Origin of the sequence: Nocardia sp. NPDC051052 (assembly GCF_044456045.1) — a bacterium.
Taxonomy (GTDB): domain Bacteria; phylum Actinomycetota; class Actinomycetes; order Mycobacteriales; family Mycobacteriaceae; genus Nocardia.
The window spans coordinates 124,959-144,567 of the sequence record NZ_JBITFL010000002.1 but is presented as its reverse complement, the minus strand read 5'-3'; the positions used below and the strand labels follow the sequence as shown (position 1 = coordinate 144,567).

Below are 19,609 nucleotides of genomic sequence, written 5' to 3'. Positions count from 1 at the left end.
CCACCGATGGGGTCAGGCCCGCTATCGATTGATGCTCCGGGTATGCTCCCGCAACTAGAGGTTGCTCCTCCGTTTACGGCCTGCTATCGATCTCTCAGCCCTATCGTGCGGTAGGTAGATAGAGGACGTCCGGTGGAGCTGTTCGCATGCGTAGCGGGCCGCGAAGGTGCTGTATACGGGCCCTGAACCAGCACTATCCGGTTACCTCCAGGAGAACCTATTCGTGTCCGTATACCTGTATCGGTGGGGCAAATTCGCCTTCCGCCGCAAGTGGATCGTGCTGCCGCTGTGGCTCGTCTTCCTCGGAATGCTCGGCACCGCAGGCAGTTTGCTGAGTAAACCGATGAGCACCGAGTTCAGCATGCCGTCGCTGCCGTCGGAGCGCGCCACCGAAATCCTGGACCGGCAGTTCCCCGGCATGTCCGGTCAGTTCAGTATCGATGCCGTCAGCGGTGCCTATGTGATCAAGGCGCCCGAAGGCACGAAGCTGACCGACAAGAGCAACAGCGCCGCCATCGACGCGCTGATCGCCGACCTGAAGGCGCTATCGGTCGAGGACGGCAAGCGCAAGCTCATCACCGAAAAGGCCGCTGCCACACTGAAGAACCCGGTCGAGGTGACCAAGGCGATGGGCTGCCTGGCCGCCACCGACCCGGCCGTGTGCGCCGGCGCGCCGCTCAATGTGCTGAGCAAGGACGCCTCGGCCACCGTCGCGGTGCTCTCGGTGCCGTTCGATATCGCCTCGTCGATGGACATCACCGACGAGCAGCGCCGCGCCGCCTACGACGTGGCCACCCCCGCGCGTGCGCAGGGACTGACCGTCGAGCTCGGCGGGGCCATCGAGCAGAAGCAGGAGCAGCCGAGCGGTCATGCCGAGATGATCGGCATGAGCGTGGCATTGGTCGTCATGGTGGTCGCCTTCGGCGCCATCGTGGCGGCTTTCGTGCCGATCATCACCGCCATCGTCGGCCTCGGTGCCGCGATGATGATGATTTCGCTGAGCACCTCGATCATCGAGATACCGAGCTTCACGACGTTCCTGGCGTCGATGATCGGCATCGCGCTGTCCATCGACTACGCGCTGTTCATCGTCTCCCGCTACAAGCACGAACTCCATGTCGCGGCGAGTCCCGAAGAGGCCGCGGGCATTTCGGTCGGCACCGCCGGATCCGCCGTGGTGTTCGCCGGGCTCACCGTCATCGTCGCCCTGAGCGCGCTGAGCATCGTCGGGGTGAACTTCCTGACCTTCATGGGCCTGGGTGGCGCGGTCGCGGCCTTCTTCGCGGTACTCACCGCGATCACGCTGATGCCTGCCCTGCTCGGCGCGTTCGGTCGCTTCCTGTTCAAGCCGAAACTGCCGCTGGTCGCCCGGCACGACCCGGAGGACGACACCTCCGTCACCAACGGCATGCGGATGGGTCGTCTGATCGGTAAGCGGCCATGGTTCGCGTTGGTGCTCGCCGTTGCCGCACTGGGCGTTCTGGCTACTCCGGCGCTCAACCTGCAGTTGGGTCTGCCTGGGCAGGACAGCTTTCCGACCGACTCGACGGTACGGCAGGCCTACGACATCCGGACGGCGGGCTTCGGTGAGGGCAGCAACGGCGTCCTGACGGTGGCCGCCGACCTCGCGAACGTGCCGGAAGGCGAGCGCGCCGCCGCGGTCACCGCGCTGCGCGATCGGCTGGCCGCGTTCCCGGAGATGGATTACGTCACCAAGCCGCAGCTCAGTGCGAACGGGCTCGGCGCGATGCTCAACGGTGTCCCGCGATCGGGACCGAACAATCAGGCCACCAAGGACCTGGTGCGCGACGCCCGCGCCGCCGAAGGCGAACTGACCCAGCGGTTCGGCATCGAGTACGGCATCACCGGCACCACCGCCATCTACGCCGATATGGACCACGTCCTGCTCGGCAAGATCGTCCCATACCTCGCGATCGTGGCCGGTGCGGCCTTCGTGCTGTTGATCTTGGTGTTCCGGTCCATCCTGGTCCCGTTCACCGCCGCGCTCGGCTTCCTGCTCTCGATGGCGGCCACCTTCGGCGCCACCGTGCTGATCTTTCAGGAAGGCACCTTCGGCCTCATCGCCGACCCGCATCCGATCATCAGCTTCCTGCCGATCATGTTGATCGGCTTGGTATTCGGTCTCGCGATGGACTATCAGGTGTTCCTGGTGACCCGCATGCGCGAGGAATACGTGCACGGCAAGTCGCCGAAGGACGCGATTATCTCCGGCTACCACCACGGTGCCAGGGTGGTCACCTCGGCGGCGATCATCATGATCTCGGTGTTCGGCTCGTTCCTGCTGGAATCCGACGCCACCGCCAAGTCCATGGGCTTCGCGCTGGCCTGCGGTGTCGCCATCGACGCCTTCGTGGTGCGCATGGTGCTGGTCCCGGCGCTGCTGGCGATCATGGGTAAGGGGGCGTGGTGGATGCCGAAATGGCTCGACCGCATCCTGCCGGACATCGATGTCGAAGGCTCGAAGTTGCGACGGCTTCGGCAGTCTGAGCTCGAACCCGTACTCTCCGAGCCGGAGCCGATGTTCGCGGATGATCACTCAGACGCGAATAATATTGGGGTGCAACCTATTTCAGGAGAATCGACCGGACAGGTCGTCGCCTTGACTGGTACCCGGACGATCGGTGGCTGGATTCGCCGTGACGACGGGCGCCCGGTGCTGGACGCGGTGTTGACACTGATCGACCAACGCGGACATCAGGTTTCGCGTGCGACCGGCGGCGGCGACGGCGCCTACACCATCGAGCCGCCCGCGCCGGGAAACTATGTCCTGATCGTCTCGGCGAACGGGCATCAACCGGAAGCGGTGAACGTCACCGCCGCGGCCGGCGCGCAGCATGTCGACGTCACGCTGCAAGGCTCCGGCGAGTTGTCGGGTGTGGTGCGCTCCGCCGCCCGCGAGCCGGTGGCCGGTGCCACCGTCACCGTGACCGACCTGCGTGGCGAGGTGGTCGGTGCCGCGGTGACGGCGGCGGACGGCGTTTACGCCTGCAAGGGTGTGCTGGCGGGAACCTACACGCTGGTGACGGTGGCCGCCCGGATGCGGCCGGCCGCAACGACATTGACCGTGCCGGACAGCGGCCGGTTCCGTTTCGACATCGAGCTGGCGCCGATGGCAATGCTGTGGGGCACCGTGCGCGCCGACGGCCACGCGGTGCACGACGCCCTGGTCACCGTGCTCGACTGGTCCGGTGCGGCGGTCGGCACCGCCCGCACCGACGAGAACGGACGCTACCTGGTGACCGATTTGCCGGAGGGGGAGTACACCGTCGTCGCTCGCGGCTATCCGCTGGTGACCGGCCAGGTGACCATCACCGGCAGCCAGGTCGACCACGACATCCGGCTCGGCTTCGACGCCGACGAATTCGCCGAGCTGTCATGATCTTTCACTCCGGCAGGAGCTCGACGTAGCCGTCCGTGCCGTGCACCCGAATGCGCTGCCCATCCCGGATCAGCTCAGTGGCATGCTCCACGCCGACGACGGCGGGCAGGCCGTACTCGCGGGCGATCACCGCGCCGTGCGTCATCAGGCCGCCGACTTCGGTCACCAAACCGGTGATCGCGACGAACAGCGGGGTCCAGCTCGGATCGGTGTAGGCGGTGACCAGGATGTCGCCCGCCTCGAGATCGGCCAGCGCGATGTCGGACACGACGCGGGCCCGCCCCTCGATCGTCCCGCCCGACACCGCCATGCCGGGCAACGCGCTCGCAGGCAGGTCCTCGCGTCGATACGCGCCGGTGAGCGCCTCGCCGTCGGAGGTGAGCACCCGCGGCGCGGTGAGTGCCTGATACGTGCGGAACGCGTCCGTGCGTTCGTCGATGAGTTCCGCACGCGCACTGCGCGTTCGGACCACCTCGCTCAGCTCATCGAACCTCAGGTAGAAGATGTCTTCGGGCTCGCGAAGGACGCCGGCCACCACCAGAGCTTCGGCCTCACGCAGCAGCGCCTGCTTGTAGACGAAGTAGCGGCTGACCATGCGGTACTTCGGATACTCCCGATAGCCGGAGAAGGTGCGGACGCGGTCGATCATCCGCGCGGTCTCCTCGGCCTTGCGCGCACCGTCCGGCAGAGCGCGCAAGCGTTGCAGGAGTTGCGCTTTCGTCTGTTCGGCGGTGCGCAGGCCGTCCTCGAAGCGCTGCTTGCCCGCGCCGGGCCCGAAGTTCTTGATATTGCCGAGGATTGTCGGCACCAGCGTGGTGGGGCGGTCGCTCCAGCGTGGTCTGGTGATGTCGATTTCGCCCGCGCAGCGCATGCCGTACTTGTCGAGGAAGTCCGCGAGCGCGGCCCGTGCCTCGCGGCCGCCGGGGTATTCGGCCAGGTCATCCAGGAAGTCGTCGTCCGCCGTCTGCTCGACCTGCTGCAGGTAACCCACGACCGCCGGGTAGGGGCGGATCGCATCGGCGACATCCAGCAGTGCCAGGCCCATCTCCGAGGTCACGTTCCCGGGGACGGACTGGGTGAGCGCATCGGCGGCGTTCTTTTCGCCCAGCCATTCGCACAGTCGATCGTTGAGCCAGAAAGAGGCGTCCATGCCGGCGTTGATCACCTGTAAACCCTTCGGCGTGAACAGGACTCGCCGCAACTCCTCGATGTCGGCCTGGATGAAGTCGAGCAGGTCCGATCCGGACTTGGTCCGGATATCGCGTGCCAAGGCGGCGAAGGAGGCCTCGCTCGCCGCGATCAGCTCGGTGACGATAGCGGGATCGGTCTCGATCGGCTCGGGCGCGGCGGGCGGTGCGCCGACCGAATCCGCTTCCGGCACTTGACGAACGAAGCCGCGGTCGAGCACGGCCCGCAGCGCGTCCCCGATCAGGGGATCGGACTTGCCTAGCGCCTCGACCAGGCCGGCGCTGGTTTTCGGCGACGACAGCGCCTTGGTGACATCGACGAACAAGCGGCCGCCCGCGTCGCGCATGGGCGCGCGGCTGGTGAGCTGCCACATCGAGATGCCGAGTGGCTTCATCGCGTCGGTCATCATCTGCTGATGGCCGACCGACACGTAGACGTGGTTTTCCTCGTCGGCCGCAACGGGAATCGGGAACAGCGTGGTGATCGGCCTGCTCTGCACGATGTGCGGCTGATCGCCGTCGAGGCACCATTCGATGTCCTGCGGGCTGCCGAAATGCGCTTCGATGTGGCGGCCGAGCTCGGCGAGCCGGAGCACCTCGGCATCGGCGAGCACTGGCTCGTTGCGCCGCTCCTGGGCGATCTCCCGCACCTCTGTTCCGCCTGCCGGGATCGGCTCGACGGCGAGTTTCTTGGTGGCGATCGTCCTGCTGGTGATGCTGCCGTCGCGAACCTGGTAGACGTCGGCGTTCACGAGGCCGGAAACGAGGGCCTCGCCGAGGCCGAAGCCCGCGTCGATGGACACCACCGTCCGGTCGGAGGTGAGGGGGTCGGCGGTGACCAGGATACCGGAGGCGCGCGGGAACACCATCCGCTGCACGACCACCGCCATCTGAACGGCCTTGTGGCCGAATCCGTTTCGCTGCCGATAGGTGACGGCCCGCTCGGTGAACAGCGAGCCCCAGCAGCGGCGGACGTGCTCGAGGATCGCCGCGGATCCCACGACGTTCAAATAGGTGTCCTGCTGGCCCGCGAAGGACGCGGTCGGCAGATCCTCGGCGGTCGCACTGGATCGCACCGCGTAGGCGCCCGCCACGCCGAGCTGAGCGTGCGCGCCGATGATCTCGGCCGCGACCTCTTCGGGAATAACGAATTCTTCGACCGCGCTGCGGATCTGCGCGCTCAACACGCGGATCGCCGCCCGATCGTCCGGCTCGAGGCGCGACAGCTCGTCGAGCCGACCCTCGATCGACGACACGCCCGCCACGATCCGGGCGAAGGCATCGGTCGTCACACAGAAACCCGCCGGCACCTCGACGCCATCGACGCGCGACAGCTCACCGAGGTTCGCACCCTTGCCGCCGACGATCGCGACCTGCGTCCGGTCGATCTCCCCGAAGCCGAGCACATAAGCCATCCCGCTACTCCTCACCTGGTGCTTCCGTATTTCGGGAGCGATTATGGACCATAAATCGGAGCGTCATGAGGACCTGGGATCGTGTATAAAATAGAAGGGGGAAAGAAATCTACGGCTGCCCCATTCTGGCGTGCGCGGCCCAGGTCTGTTCACTGGCGACCTGCTGAAAATCCTCCGCCGCGGCAGGTGCCGAGGTATCACCATGATTCGCGGATCGCCGCGAACATCGACGGGCTGATCGCCGACATCGACCGCGCGGCCAGCGAGCGGTAGATCCGCGACGCGACTGGGCATCGGCTCGGTGAGTTTGCCGCACACCCGCTGGTAGCCACGCGGTTCCTCTTGCGTGTACGTATATCTATACCTATAGTCTCTACGTATACATCTACTTATGCATCCAGATCCAAAGGGAGGGCCGTTCGATGACGGCACGGCAACCGTCTCCGATCCAGGTGCAGGGATTGGAGAAGTCGTACAAAGACCTGCACGTGCTGCGTGGCGTGGACTTCGAGGTGGAGCGGGGGAGCATTTTCGCCTTGCTCGGCTCGAACGGGGCGGGCAAGACCACCGTCATACGCATTCTGTGCACACTGCTGAAGGCCGACGCGGGGACGGCGATCGTCAACGGGTTCGACGTCGCGAAGCAACCGGCGGACGTGCGCGAATCCTTCAGCCTCACCGGGCAATTCGCCGCCGTCGATGAAATCCTCAGCGGCCGTGAGAATCTCGTGCTCGTCGCCAAGTTGCGGCACCTGGACAACCCGCGCGCGATCGCGGACGACCTGCTCGCCCGGTTCTCGCTGACCGACGCGGCCACCCGGAAGGTATCGACGTATTCGGGCGGCATGCGCCGTCGCCTCGATATCGCCATGAGCCTCATCGGGAATCCGCCGATCATCTTCCTGGACGAACCGACCACCGGACTCGATCCGCAGGCGCGCCTCGAGGTGTGGCGTGCGGTGAAGGAACTCGCCGGGCACGGCACCACGGTGCTGCTCACGACGCAGTATCTGGACGAGGCAGAACAACTCGCCGACCGGATCGCGATCCTGCACCAGGGCCGAATCATCGTGAACGGCACCCTCGCCGAGCTCAAGAAACTGCTACCGCCCGCGAAGGTCGAATACGTCGAGAAGCAACCGACCCTCGAGGACGTCTTCCTCGCCCTCGTCGGTGCGGACGAGTCGACAAGTAAGGAATGACAATGACCACGCACTTTTTCGGCGACACCGCCACCTTGCTCGGCCGATCGCTGCGCCATATCGCGCGCAGCATGGACACCATCATCACCACGACGATCATGCCGATCGCTTTCATGCTGCTGTTCGTCTATGTGCTCGGCGGCGCGATCAACACGGGATCGCGGTCCTACGTGAACTACCTGCTGCCCGGCATTCTGGTCATCACCATCGCCTCGGGCATCTCCTACACCGCATTCCGGCTGTTCCTGGATATGAAAAGCGGCATCTTCGAGCGATTCCAGTCCATGCCGATCGCTCGCTCGTCGGTGCTGTGGGCGCACGTGCTCACGTCGCTGGTCGCCAATCTGATCTCGATCGTGGTCGTCGTGCTCGTCGCCCTGCTGATGGGCTTCCGCTCGGGCGCGGGCGTGCTGGCGTGGCTCGCGATCGCGGGCATCCTGATTCTGTTCACCCTCGCGTTGACCTGGATCGCGGTGATCCCCGGTCTTTCGGCGAAGACCATCGATGGCGCGAGCGCCTTCTCCTATCCGCTGATCTTCCTGCCGTTCATCAGCTCGGCCTTCGTGCCCACCGATCCGATGCCTGCCCCGGTGCGCGCCTTTGCCGAAAACCAGCCGGTGACCTACATCGTGAACGCCATCCGCGACCTGTTCACCGGGCAACCGGTCGGCACCGACATCTGGATCGCCCTCGGCTGGTGCGTTGCCATTCTGGTCGTCGCGTACTTCTTCGCCATGATGACGTACCGCCGCAAGATCTCCTGAGGCGGCGGTAACGGCTACTGTCGGGGCCGGAACTGGTGTTGCTCGAAAGATGGTGTGCGTGAACAGCGTTATGGGTTCGGGGAGTCGATGAGTGGTTTGGGTCGGCGGCGGTTCATGTTCGGGGTATCTGGGGCCGCGGGTGTGCTGGCCGTCGGGCTCGGGGGAGCCGGGTCGGCCGGGTCGCGGTCGCCCGCGGCGGAGCCCGAGCACGGAAACGCTGAAACACCCCGCGCGCCTGATACTCCCGCGTCCGAGTTGAGTACGTTCTTCGCCACCACGTCGGTGGGTAACGCGCTCGAGGTCGACAGCGAGAGCGACGGGGACCTGTGGGTGACCTGCTGGGCCGATGACGACAACCTGTATTCGGTCAACGGGGACGGCAGCGGGTTCGGGGACGGGCCGCGGCACGACATCGCGGTGAATCGGATCAGCGGGGATCCGAAAAGCGGGTTCACCGGCGAGGTGCTGGCCGTCTCCGACGAGGTCGGGGCGGTGTGGGGCGATCCCGAGCGGTACAACCGGAAGCCGACCGGGATCGTCTGCGTGGACGGGCGGCTCTATCTCGCGATTCAGGACTTGCGGGCCGGTCCAGGGGACATCGCGTTCAATGATGCGCCCAATGCCAGTGTTTCGTGGTCGGACGATCACGGGCGGACCTGGCACAAGACGCAGCAGCCGATGTTCACCGGGGGAGTCTTCACCACCGTCTTCTTCCTCGACTTCGGCCGGGACTCTGGCGATACCGCGGCGGCGTTGGGGGCGGATGTCGCGCGCTACGTCTATGCCTATGGCCTGGACGGCAATTGGCGCGGATCCTTCACCGCGACGGTGGCCGACCCGTTCGACCTGTACCTGGCCCGGGCACCGAAAGACGCTGTCGAGCACCGGAACCGCTGGGAGTTCTTCGCCGGACTCGACGGTGAGCAGCCGCGCTGGAGTAAACACCTGGAGGAACGGCGGACGGTGCTGCGCGACACCCGGCGGCAATACGCGACGCTGCGCAACTATCGTGAATGCCCGCACAACCTTTCGGTGATCTCGCAGGGCGGCGTGGTCTACGTCAAAGCGCTGAAGCGGTACCTGTACACGTCGTGGACGGAGTACACGTTCGAGTTCTATGAGGCGCCCACGCCGTGGGGGCCATGGAAACTGTTTCTTACCAAGGATTTCGGCGGCTATCCGTGGTTCGGTCGCGGGTCCGGCTGTCCGGGTCCGAAGAACGGCGGCTATGCCACCACGATTCCGTCCAAGTTCATCTCGCCGGACGGCACGTCGATGTGGGTGCAGTCGAACTGGTGGGTGGGTAGTGCGGGCGGCGACACCGCGTACAGCTTCAACCTGCGGAAACTGGCGCTGCAACCGTTCGGCGCGCAGTCGCCGGCGAAACAGCCGGACCCGACGGACAACCTCGCCTACAGCGGGGCTTCGGTCACGCCCATCGAGAAGTCCGCGCACTACGGCCACACCGAGTACTACAACGACGGCGATTTCACCAAGAGCGAGAACAGCTTCGACCAGGAGAACAAGGATCTGGACTACTGGGGCTTCACCTGGGCGAAGCCGTATCTGATGAACCAGGTCGTCTACACGACCGGCGAAATGTTCGATGACGGAGGCTGGTTCGCGGCCGGGTTGCGTGTGCAGGTGCGGCAGAATTTCCGGTGGGTCGATGCGCAGAACGCGAAAGTCGAGCCCCGGTATCCGTATACCTCCGCCGCCGGAGCGTTCAAGACCTACACCTTCAACTTCGCCACCTTATCCGGCGATGGGCTGCGCATTGTCGGAAAGCCAGGCGGCAGTTCATATTTCACGTCGATCGCGGAACTCGAGGTCTACTACCGGTAGCGCGCCGATTACGGCAAGTCCTGCAATGCGGTGCGAATGACGTCGAGAAACCATGTCTGCGCGGCGCTGCGGCCAGGGGTGCGGCGAGTGTAGACGGCGATCTCGGCGGGCTCGATGGTCCATGGCAGCGCGAAGGTGCGGACCCGATGCGTCTCGGCCATGGCGTGCGCGATGCGATTCGGCACGATGGCGACGTGCTGGGTGTGCTGCACGACGTAGGGCAGGGTGGCGAAGCGGGTGACGCGGACCGCGATTTTCGCTTCCAGCCCGTGGGTGCGTAAGGCGTGCCGCGGTGCGGGGTGGCCGGTGGTGCCCTCGACGACGATGTGCTGTTCAGCGCGGAGTTCGGCGTCGGTGACGAACGCGCCGCGCAGCCGAGGGTGGTCGGTCGCGACCATGCCGGAGTAGCCCTCGGTGAACAGCGGAACTCGGCTGAGCCGCACCGAATCCAGCACCGGGCTGGCCACGATCGCGTCGACCCGGCCGCGGGTGAGCTGATCCTCGGCGGTGTCGATGTCGAAGGCGTGCACCTGCAGCGTCGCGGTGGGCGCGCGGGCGCAGAGTTCCGCGATCACCAGCGGCAGCGAGTTGACCTCGCCGAGGTCGGTCAGCCCGATCGAGAAGCTGACCGGCCCGGCTGGGTCGAATTGGGTTGCCGCGCCGATGGTTACGTCGAGTTGCTCGATAGCGGTGCGCAGGGCGGGGTACAGCCGTTCGGCTTCGGAACTGGGGTTCAGGCCACCTGGGCCGCGCACGAAGAGGTCGTCGCCGAACCGCCTGCGCAGCTTGCCCAATCCGTAGCTGACGGTGGGCTGGGTGACCGCGAGGACGTCGGCCGTCGCCGTCACGCTCCTGGTCTCGTAGAGCAGGACGAAGGTCCGGATCAGGTTGAGATCGAACTCCGCGCCCATAGATCACCTCTATATAGCCAGGCAAAAACATCTACCAAGTTTGTGACGTCGCCGATCGTAGCCCAGGTCGGCTATCTCTCGGTTTATCGGAGGGCGGCGACGTGGTCGAGGATGGTTGTGCGGGCCGCGTCCCATGCTGGTGAGGTCGCGTCGGAGAACTCGCCGTGCCCGACGCCGTCGAGGATCTGCAAATCCGCAGCCTCACCTGCCCGTTGAGCCGCGGCTATGTAGCGGCGGCTTTGCTCGGGGGAGACGACATGGTCCCTGCTGCCGTGCAGGGCGCTGATCCGGATCCCGGTGGGCAGGTGGGCGATCGGAGACGCCATCTGATAGCGGTCGGGGACGTCGGCAGGCCGTCCGCCGAGTAGGTTGCGCACGAACCCATCTCGTCCGTTGTTCACCGCGAACACCAGATCCAGCACCCCGGCCATCAGCGTGACACTCCGGATGCGCACCGCGGTCACCGTTCGCTTCGCATCGGCGGGCCAGGTCTGCCGCCCGGCCACCCACGCCGCGAGCTGCCCACCCGCCGAGTGCCCCACGAGATGCACCCGTTGCAGATCGAGTTGGTTGCCGGATCGCAGGCTCACGACGGTGGCGAGAGCCCGCACGGCGTCGTCGACGTCGGTGAGCGTGACCGGCCAGCCACCGGCGCCGTTGACTCGTCGGTACTCGATATTCCACACGGCGACGCCCGCTTGGGCCAGCGATGATGCCAGCGGCCCGAAGTGGTCGAGCGTGCGATTCTGGGACCATCCACCGCCGTGGATCAGCACGACCACGGGGTACGGCCCGGCTCCGGTGGTGGGGAGATAGAGGTCGCCGAAGGTGTCGGGGGACGTGCCGTAGTTGATTCGCAGCGGAATGCCCGGCACGGCCGGTGCGGCATCGACGGTGATCGCGGCGGTGAAAGCCCGTTCGGCCGTGGTGTTTCCGACGACGACGGCGACGATCGCGAGTGCCGTTGCCACAGCGAGCATCTGGGTTCGACGAAGGGCGCCTTGAAATTTCACAGCAACGATCCGGGGCCTACCACCAGCCGAGCAAGGGCTGCAGTTGACGGCCCAGCTCGTCGGCCAGTGAGCGCGAGTAACTTGCCGTCAGATGATGTTCGTCGTGGTAGACGAGAATATTGCCATTGGCGACCGGGCACACCGCATCATCGCAGACCGCGTCGGTGAGGTCGATCGGATATACGTTGGGGAAGGACCAGGTCGGTGCCAGCTCCGGGTTGATCGGGTCGAGCGCGTCGGTACGTTTCATCCCGCAGCTGACGCGATCGCCGCCCTTCGCCAAGCAGTCGATGGCCTTGTAGCGAACCCCATTGCCGCGTAGCCACGGGGTATCTCGGATCGCGATGACCTTGAGGCCGCGGTCGCCGAGTGCCGACCAGACGTCGAGGTATTCGGGTGGTGTTTCGTCGCCGGTGTCGTCGCGCGGCCGGGTGCCGGTGGTGAACACCCAATCCGGTCGGTCGGTGCCGAGCCGCTCGATCACCTGCTGCGACCACTCGCGGCAATCGGGGATCAACTCGCCCTTGTACGTCGCGTCCTCGGCCAGGGTGAGTGGACAGCCCATCTTCAGATAGACCTGGATGCGGAAGGGATGTCGCTGCGCCAGCACCTGCAGCGCCGGGATCCAGTGCTCGGCGTGCGAGCTGCCGACCACGGCGAGGGTGCGCGCGGCGTTCGGGTCGCCGTAGGTGCAGGTGATGAGCTCGGCGTTGTCCCAATCGGCGATGCATCCGTCGCCGGTGGGCGGCGGCGCGTCGGCGGGCGCTTCGAAAACCGTGGGGCGCATGCGCGCGTGCGGGGTCGGCACGCCGGATATCAGGGCTTCCGCCCCGGGATACAGCACCGGATTCAACGCGCCGACCGGCTGCGGCGGGCTGACACCCACTGCGGTCTGCCACAAGGTGGTCGCGGCGAGCATCGGGACGGCCGCCACCGCCACGGCCACGGTGGCGAAGCGCTTACCCGGTACCGAACCGTCCGCGATGTCACCGCGCTGCGAGCGCATCCGCAACGGCTCTTCGACCACTCGATGGGTAACCCAGGCCAGCACCACCGAGACGGCGATGATGGCGAGACCATCGAGCAGCCCAGCACTGGGGTGGCCGCGTTCGGCGAGGTAGAAGATGAGGATCGGCCAATGCCACAGGTACAGGGGATAGGCGATGTCGCCGAGCCAGCGCACCCTTCGGGTCGACAAGAGCCGATTGAACAGCGGCCGCTGATCGGCGGCGAGGTTATTGCCCGAGACGATCAGCGCCGCCGCGGCACCGACCGGAAGCAAGGCGTAAGGGCCGGGGAATCGGTTGGCTCCGTCGAGGATCAACCACCCGCACAGCACGACTCCGGCGAGACCGAGCCCCGCCAAGGCAACCCGAAGCTTGTGCGGCAGTCGCAGATAGGGAGACGCGATGGCCAGGCCCGCGCCGACGAGCAGCTCCCATGCTCTGGCAAAGCTGTCGTAGTAGTTCCAGCCCTGATGGGTAGCCGTTCCGTTTGTGGCGATACCGAATGACATGACGGCCGCCACCACTATCAGCGCGCCGAGCACGGGCCGCAGCTGTGTTGTTCGGCCGCTGCGCCGGCACGCCCAGGCGGTAATGGCGACCACGGCGATCGCGACGAGATAGAACTGGCCCTGTACTGACATCGACCACAGGTGCTGCAAGGGGCTCACCGACGGGTCCGCGGCCAGGTAGTCCGACCAGGTCAGCGCGAGTTGCCAGTTCTGGTAGTAGAACAGCGAAGCCAATGTCTGGGCGGCGACATCCGACCATTGGGTATAGGGACGCAGGATCACCGTCGCGGCCACGATCGCGGCCAGCACGACCACCATGGCCGGAAACAGTCTGCGTGCCGTGCGGCGCAGCGTCGGAACTACGCCCACCGATCCGGTCGACTCGGCGCGGCGCACCAGCAATCCGGTGAAGAAGAAGCCGGACAGGACGAGGAAAACGTCCACGCCACCGGACACCCGGCCGAACCACACGTGGAATACCACGACCAACGCGATCGCCAGCCCACGGAGTCCGTCCAGGTCAGCGCGATAGGCGATGGACTCGGACCGGTCCGACGGCTTGCCGCGCGCATCGGCCGGAAGCGTCCGTGCTGGGCGGGGGTTGGACACCGTAGAAAGGGTACTTCGCCGCCGGTCTCGTTGGCTAATCCACCGCTATCCGACTCGTGGCATGTCAGCCGTTGATGACCTGGGGCGCGGCCACGGATTTGAGGCCTTCGACGCCGAATTCGAGTCCGTAGCCCGATTGCTTGACGCCGCCGAACGGGATCATCGGATGGACGCCGCCGTGTGAATTGATCCAAACCGTGCCCGCCTCGATGCGGACGGCCACCGCGCGGGCGGTGGCTTTGTCGGCGCTCCAGACCGATGCGCCGAGGCCGACGTCGAGGGCGTTGGCCATCGCGACCGCCTCCTCGACGTCGTGGTAGCGGATGATCGGGAGGGCCGGGCCGAACTGTTCCTCCGCAACGAGGGGGTTGTCGTTGCCGATATCGGCGACCAAGGTGAGCGGATAGAAATTGCCGGGGGCGGTGAGATCGGGATCACCACCGGTGAGGAGAGTGGCCCCCGACGCACGGGCCGCCTCGACCAAGCGGGAGACGATGTCGAACTGCTGGCGGTTCTGCAGTGGCCCAAGGACATTGGACTCGTGCAGCCCGCGGCCCATCGGCGTGTTCGCGGCCACCTCGACGAGAGCCGCGCAGACGGCGTCGTAGACGTCGGTGTGGACGTAGAGGCGTTTCATGGCCGCACAGGTCTGGCCGGTGTTGATGAACGCACCCCAGAACAGGTCCTCGGCGATCGTCTTCGGATCGACGTCGGGAAGGACGATGCCCGCGTCGTTGCCGCCGAGTTCGAGGGTCAGTCGTTTCACGGTGTCGGCCGAGCCCTTGATGACCGCCTGCCCGGTTCGGGTGGATCCGGTGAACATCAGCTTGTCGATATCGGGGTGGCCGGCCAGGCGGGCACCCAGCTCGCCCGCACCGGCGATAGCTTGCAGGATGTCTTGGGGCAGCACGCTGTTGAGCACTTCGACAAGTGCGAGCACACTCAGCGGTGTGTACTCGGAGGGCTTGACCACGGTGGTGTTGCCCATCCGCAGCGCGGGGGCGATCTGCCAGATGGTGATCATCATCGGCCAGTTCCACGGTCCGATGGCGCCGACCACGCCGAGTGGCCGGTAGCGCAGTTCCGCGTGGGCGGTGTCGTCGTCGATCAGCGTCTCGCCCGGCAATGTCGTCGCCGCGGTGGCCCGTAACCACGCAACGCAGGCGCCCACCTCGAAACGGGCATTGGGGCCGTTGAGCGGCTTGCCCTGCTCTCGGGACAGGAGTTCGGCGAGCGGCTCGGTCGCGGCCTCGACGGCGTCTGCCGCGCGCAGCAGGAACTCGACCCGTTCCTCGTCACCGCGTGCGGCCCAGGCGGGTTGCGCGGCGCGGGCGCGGGCGATCGCCGCGTCGAGTTCCTCGACGGGCTGGAAACGGACCCGTCCGACCACCTCTCCGGTCGCGGGGTCCGGGATCGCCCGGCCGTCGGGGTCGGTGATGGTCGCGAGGAGGGTGTCGTAGCTGACTGCCATTGACGTCATTGCCGGTCCTTCTGTGTGGGCGATCAGTAGCTGCCGTACGGTGTTTCGTCGTGCTGCGTGCCGATGAAGCGGTGGACGAGGGCTTCGGATCCACGGGCGAGCAGGGCGGCGTCCGCACCGACGAGCAGGAACGCCGCCCCGTGGTGTGCGTAGACCGCTGCTTGCTCCGGATCGAAAGCGTTGACGCCCACCGGTTTTCCGGCGGCAGTGACGCCTGCGAACGCTTCTCGCACCTGCGCCGTGACGTCCGGATGAGTTTGCTGGCCGAGCAACCCCATGGCGGCCGCGAGGTCGCTCGGTCCGACGAAAACCCCGTCGATGCCGGGCGTTTCGGCGATAGCGCGGGCGTTGGCGACGCCCTCGGGGCTCTCTACCTGTACGAACACCGAGACATGGTCGGCGGCATGGGGAAGGTAGTCGTCGATCCGATTCCAGCGGGCCGATCGCGCCAATGCGCTGCCCACTCCGCGCCGCCCGAGCGGCGGATACCGCACTGCCGCAGCGACATCGCGCGCTTGTCCGACGGTGCAGATCATCGGCACCAGGATGTTCTGGGCACCCAGATCCAGGACCTGCTTGATGACGACGGTGTCGCCGACGGGTACCCGCACGACCGGCGTCACGGCATAGCCGGACACCGCATAGAGTTGCGCCAGCACGGATTCCAGTCCGTTCGGCGCGTGCTCCATATCGATCAGCACCCAGTCGAGTCCGGACCCGGCCATGATCTCCGCGACCACCGGCGATCCGGTGGTGATCCACCCGCCGTACAGCGGTCGGTCGGCGTCGGCCAGCGCGTCGCGCAGGGTCCGGTTCAGGCGAAGCGGCATGAGATCGTTCCCATCGGCCCGTAGTCGGCGAGGATCGTGTCGCCCTTCTCGACCCACAGCGGGCGGGTGAACGAACCGGCGAGCACGATCTCGCCCGCGTCGAGCCGGTCGCCGTGCTCGCCGAGTTTGTTCGCCAGCCACGCGACCCCGGTCGCGGGATGGTTGAGTACCGCGGCGGCGACCCCCGATTCCTCGATCGTCTCGTTGCGGTACAGCAACGCGGAAACCCAGCGGAGATCGATGTCGTTGGGCCGCACCGGGTTTCCCCCATAGACCAGACCGCCCATCGCCGCGTTGTCGCTGATGGTGTCGACGATGGTCCGGCCGGGCAGCTCGATCCGCGAGCTCAGGATCTCCAACGCCGGGACCACGTACTCGGTGGCCCGCAGCACATCGAAGATCGTGGCGCCGGGACCGTCGACCGGCGCGGCGAGCACGAAGGCGAGTTCGACCTCGGTCCGCACGTTGGCGAAGCGGTCGTGCTCGATGACCGACCCGTTCTCGAAGACCATGTCGGCGAAGATGGCCCCGTAGTCCGGCTCGGTGATGCCGGTGGCCGCCTGCATCACCTTGCTGGTGAGCCCGATCTTCCGGCCGACGGGTTTGCGTCCGCTCGCGATACCGCGGCGCCGCCATTCGTTCTGTACCGCATACGAATCCGCCACGGTCATCTCGGGATAGCGAGTCGTCAGCAGCGGAATGGTGCGACGGTCCCGCTCGGCGGCGGCCAACTCGTCGGCGATGGCCGCGATGGCCTCGGGGGGCAGCATCGGTTCTCCTCTCAGAGTTGCGCGCCGAGCTTGTACTCGTCGGGTGCCCGGCCGGGTTCGGACTTGCGGGTGAAGGAGAACCCGTCGGCGCCGATCGTCACGGCCATCTCCGACTCGTCGGTCCGCATGCTCAGCGGCTGCGGGTTACCGTCCAGGTCCAGTACCGGCGAGGCGTCGGTGTACCAGCTCGGCACCACCGCGTTGCCCCACCAGTCGCGGCGCTGATTGTCGTGCACATCCCAGGTGACCACCGGGTTGTCGGGATCGCCGGTGTAGTAGTCCTGGGTGTAGATCTCGACGCGGTGCCCGTCGGGATCGCGCAGGTACAGGTAGAAGGCGTTGGAGACACCGTGGCGGCCTGGGCCGCGTTCGATGAGGTCGGACATCCGCAGCGCGCCGAGCTTGTCGCAGATGGCGATGATGTTGTGCTTCTCGTGAGTCGCGAAGGCCACGTGGTGCATTCGCGGGCCGTCGCCGCCGGTCATCGCGGTGTCGTGCACCGTGGACTTGCGCCGCAGCCACGCCGCGTACACCGTGCCGTGGGCGTCCTGGATGTCCTCGGTGACCCGGAATCCCAAGTCCTCCATGTACTTCACCGCGCGCGGCACGTCGGGGGTGACCTGGTTGAAGTGATCGAGCCGGACCAGCGCCCCCGGGGTGTACAGCTCGTAGTGCCAGGCGAGACGCTCGACATGTTCGACGTCGTAGAAGAATTCGTACGGAAATCCGAGCGGGTCCTCGATCCGCACCGAGTCCCCGATGCCCTTGGTGAAGCCCGTCGCGCGCCGCTCGACGCGGCAGCCGAGCTCGGTGAAGAACTCGACGGCCCGGTCGAGTTCGGCGGGGCCGCGCACCCGGTAGGCGAACGCCGCTACGGCGGCGATCGGGCCCTGCCGGAGCACGAGATTGTGGTGGATGAACTCCTCGAATGACCGTAGATAGACCGCGTTCTCGTCTTCCTCGGTCACCACGAGGCCGAGGATGTCGACGTAGAAGTGGCGGGCGCGTGCCAGGTCCGTGACGACGAGTTCCATGTACGCGCACCGGAGTACATCCGGCGGAGTGGCCTTCGGCGTGCGGATGGGGTTCGTCGCGTGGATCGGATCCGTAACAGTGACAACGGGTTCGGGGGAGACGGTCACGATGGTTCCTGCTTGCCGAAGGTCGGGTTGTGCGCGGTGCCGAGGGTGATGTGCACGGCCTGCTGATCGGTGTAGAAGTCGATGGAGCGGTAGCCGCCCTCGTGGCCGAGCCCGGAGGCTTTCACGCCGCCGAACGGGGTCCGCAGGTCACGGACATTGTTGGAGTTGAGCCACACCATGCCCGCCTCGATCGCCTGCGCGAAGGTGTGCGCGCGCCGCAGATCGGTGGTCCAGACGTAGGCAGCCAGGCCATACCGGACACCGTTGGCGAGGGCGAGGGCCTCCTCGTCGGTATCGAACGGCGTGATCGCGACGACCGGACCGAAGATCTCCTCCTGAAAGATCCGGGCTTCCGGCCGCACATCGGCGAAAACCGTGGGCGCCACGAAGTTTCCGGTCTCGAAGCCTGCGGGGCGACCACCGCCTGCGACCAGGCGGCCCTCGGACTTTCCGATCTCGACATAGCTCATCACCTTGTCGTAGTGCTCCGGATGTACCAGGGCACCCACCTCGGTGTCCGGGTCGTGCGGGTAACCGACGACAACCCGCTTCGCCTGTGCGGCATAGCGTTCGACGAACTCGTCGTAGATCGAACGTTCGACGAGGATCCGGCTACCGGCCGTGCAGCGCTCGCCGTTGAGGGAGAACACCCCGAAGATGGTCGCGTCGATGGCGGCGTCGAGGTCGGCGTCGGCGAAGACGACGGCGGGGCTCTTGCCGCCGAGCTCCATCGACAAGCCCTTCAGCGCCGCGGCGGCGTTCCCGAAGATGAGCCGGCCGGTGCTGCTCTCGCCGGTGAACGAGATCAGCGGCACGCCAGGATGTTTCACCAGCGCGTCCCCGGCTTCCGCGCCGAGCCCGTTGACGAGGTTGAACACACCGTGCGGCAGTCCTGCTTCCTCGAAGATCCCGGCCCACAGCGACGCCGACAGCGGCGTGAACTCGGCGGGCTTGAGCACCACGGTGTTTCCGGTGGCCAGCGCGGGCGCCAGCTTCCAGGACTCCAGCATGAACGGGGTGTTCCACGGGGTGATCAACCCGGCGACGCCGATCGGCTTGCGGTTGACGTAATTGAGCTGCTGTCCCGGAACCTTGTATGCGTCATCCACCTGGGCGACGACGAGATCGGCGAAGAACCGGAAGTTCTCGGCGGCGCGTCGCGCCTGGCCGAGCGCCTGAGTGATGGGCAACCCCGAGTCGAACGATTCGAGTTCGGCCAGCCGCGCGTCCCGGGATTCGACGATGTCCGCGATCCGGTGCAGGATGCGAGACCGCTCGCGGGCGCGCAGGTGCGGCCACGGTCCCGCGGTGAACGCCTTGGTCGCGGCGGCCACCGCGAGGTCGATGTCCGCCTTCTTGCCCGCTGCGGCCTGCACGTAGACCTCGTTGGTGACGGGGTCGAGAACGTCGAAGGTGGCGCCGTCGACCGAGTCGACGAACGCGCCGTCGATGTAGTGCTGAATACGCGTCGGCAGGTCCGAGGGCTTGTGCGGGGTGGCGGGTGTGCGCACCGCGTTCGTCATAT

At 66.4% G+C, this 19,609-nt stretch carries 13 protein-coding genes and 1 pseudogene; 5 read left to right on the top strand and 9 right to left on the bottom strand.

Annotated features, from left to right (window positions below; translation table 11 throughout):
• Nucleotides 1-223: 223 nt before the first annotated feature.
• Nucleotides 224-2,518 (top strand): annotated as a pseudogene (locus tag ACIBCN_RS05700) (MMPL family transporter); the annotation flags it as partial.
• Between the two features lie 21 nt (nucleotides 2,519-2,539).
• The gene (locus ACIBCN_RS05695; RefSeq protein WP_396991140.1) at nucleotides 2,540-3,400 is read left to right on the top strand and encodes a collagen binding domain-containing protein; all 861 of its coding nucleotides are present in this window, start codon (nucleotides 2,540-2,542) and stop codon (nucleotides 3,398-3,400) included.
• 4 nt (nucleotides 3,401-3,404) lie between these two features.
• Here the strand turns inward: ACIBCN_RS05695 and rph are convergent, their stop codons facing one another.
• Complete coding sequence (gene rph / locus ACIBCN_RS05690; RefSeq protein ID WP_396990326.1) at nucleotides 3,405-6,002, bottom strand: rifamycin-inactivating phosphotransferase; 2,598 nt, start codon at nucleotides 6,000-6,002, stop codon at nucleotides 3,405-3,407.
• Nucleotides 6,003-6,424: 422 nt separating this feature from the next.
• Between rph and ACIBCN_RS05685 the strand changes: the two genes are divergently transcribed.
• From ACIBCN_RS05685 to ACIBCN_RS05675, 3 genes are all read left to right on the top strand, one after another.
• Nucleotides 6,425-7,204, top strand: a complete 780-nt coding sequence (locus ACIBCN_RS05685) for an ABC transporter ATP-binding protein (protein ID WP_396990325.1) — start codon at nucleotides 6,425-6,427, stop codon at nucleotides 7,202-7,204.
• Between the two features lie 2 nt (nucleotides 7,205-7,206).
• Nucleotides 7,207-7,968, top strand: a complete 762-nt coding sequence (locus ACIBCN_RS05680) for an ABC transporter permease (RefSeq protein ID WP_396990324.1) — start codon at nucleotides 7,207-7,209, stop codon at nucleotides 7,966-7,968.
• 87 nt (nucleotides 7,969-8,055) lie between these two features.
• Entirely contained in the window at nucleotides 8,056-9,813 is a 1,758-nt protein-coding gene (locus tag ACIBCN_RS05675) for a hypothetical protein (RefSeq protein ID WP_396990323.1), read from the top strand.
• Between the two features lie 8 nt (nucleotides 9,814-9,821).
• Here the strand turns inward: ACIBCN_RS05675 and ACIBCN_RS05670 are convergent, their stop codons facing one another.
• The 8 genes from ACIBCN_RS05670 to hpaE form a co-directional block, all read right to left on the bottom strand.
• Nucleotides 9,822-10,724 (bottom strand): LysR family transcriptional regulator, encoded by a 903-nt coding sequence (locus ACIBCN_RS05670; RefSeq protein WP_396990322.1) that lies wholly within the window; start codon nucleotides 10,722-10,724, stop codon nucleotides 9,822-9,824.
• Between the two features lie 83 nt (nucleotides 10,725-10,807).
• Entirely contained in the window at nucleotides 10,808-11,704 is an 897-nt protein-coding gene (locus ACIBCN_RS05665; RefSeq protein WP_396990321.1) for an alpha/beta hydrolase family protein, read from the bottom strand.
• Nucleotides 11,705-11,753: 49 nt separating this feature from the next.
• Nucleotides 11,754-13,862: an acyltransferase family protein gene (locus tag ACIBCN_RS05660; RefSeq protein ID WP_396990320.1), complete on the bottom strand. Its 2,109-nt coding sequence runs from the start codon at nucleotides 13,860-13,862 to the stop codon at nucleotides 11,754-11,756.
• Nucleotides 13,863-13,926: 64 nt separating this feature from the next.
• Complete coding sequence (locus ACIBCN_RS05655; protein WP_396991139.1) at nucleotides 13,927-15,333, bottom strand: aldehyde dehydrogenase family protein; 1,407 nt, start codon at nucleotides 15,331-15,333, stop codon at nucleotides 13,927-13,929.
• A 32-nt stretch (nucleotides 15,334-15,365) separates the two neighbouring features.
• Nucleotides 15,366-16,172: an HpcH/HpaI aldolase/citrate lyase family protein gene (locus tag ACIBCN_RS05650; protein WP_396990319.1), complete on the bottom strand. Its 807-nt coding sequence runs from the start codon at nucleotides 16,170-16,172 to the stop codon at nucleotides 15,366-15,368.
• A complete protein-coding gene (gene hpaH / locus ACIBCN_RS05645; protein ID WP_396990318.1) occupies nucleotides 16,157-16,942 on the bottom strand; it encodes a 2-oxo-hept-4-ene-1,7-dioate hydratase in 786 nt (261 codons plus the stop codon). Before hpaH ends, ACIBCN_RS05650 begins: the two co-directional genes overlap by 16 nt.
• Nucleotides 16,943-16,953: 11 nt before the next feature.
• Nucleotides 16,954-18,042, bottom strand: a complete 1,089-nt coding sequence (gene hpaD, locus ACIBCN_RS05640) for a 3,4-dihydroxyphenylacetate 2,3-dioxygenase (protein WP_396991138.1) — start codon at nucleotides 18,040-18,042, stop codon at nucleotides 16,954-16,956.
• Between the two features lie 38 nt (nucleotides 18,043-18,080).
• On the bottom strand, nucleotides 18,081-19,607 hold the full coding sequence (hpaE, locus tag ACIBCN_RS05635) for a 5-carboxymethyl-2-hydroxymuconate semialdehyde dehydrogenase (protein WP_396990317.1): 1,527 nt from the start codon (nucleotides 19,605-19,607) through the stop codon (nucleotides 18,081-18,083).
• Nucleotides 19,608-19,609: the final 2 nt, after the last annotated feature.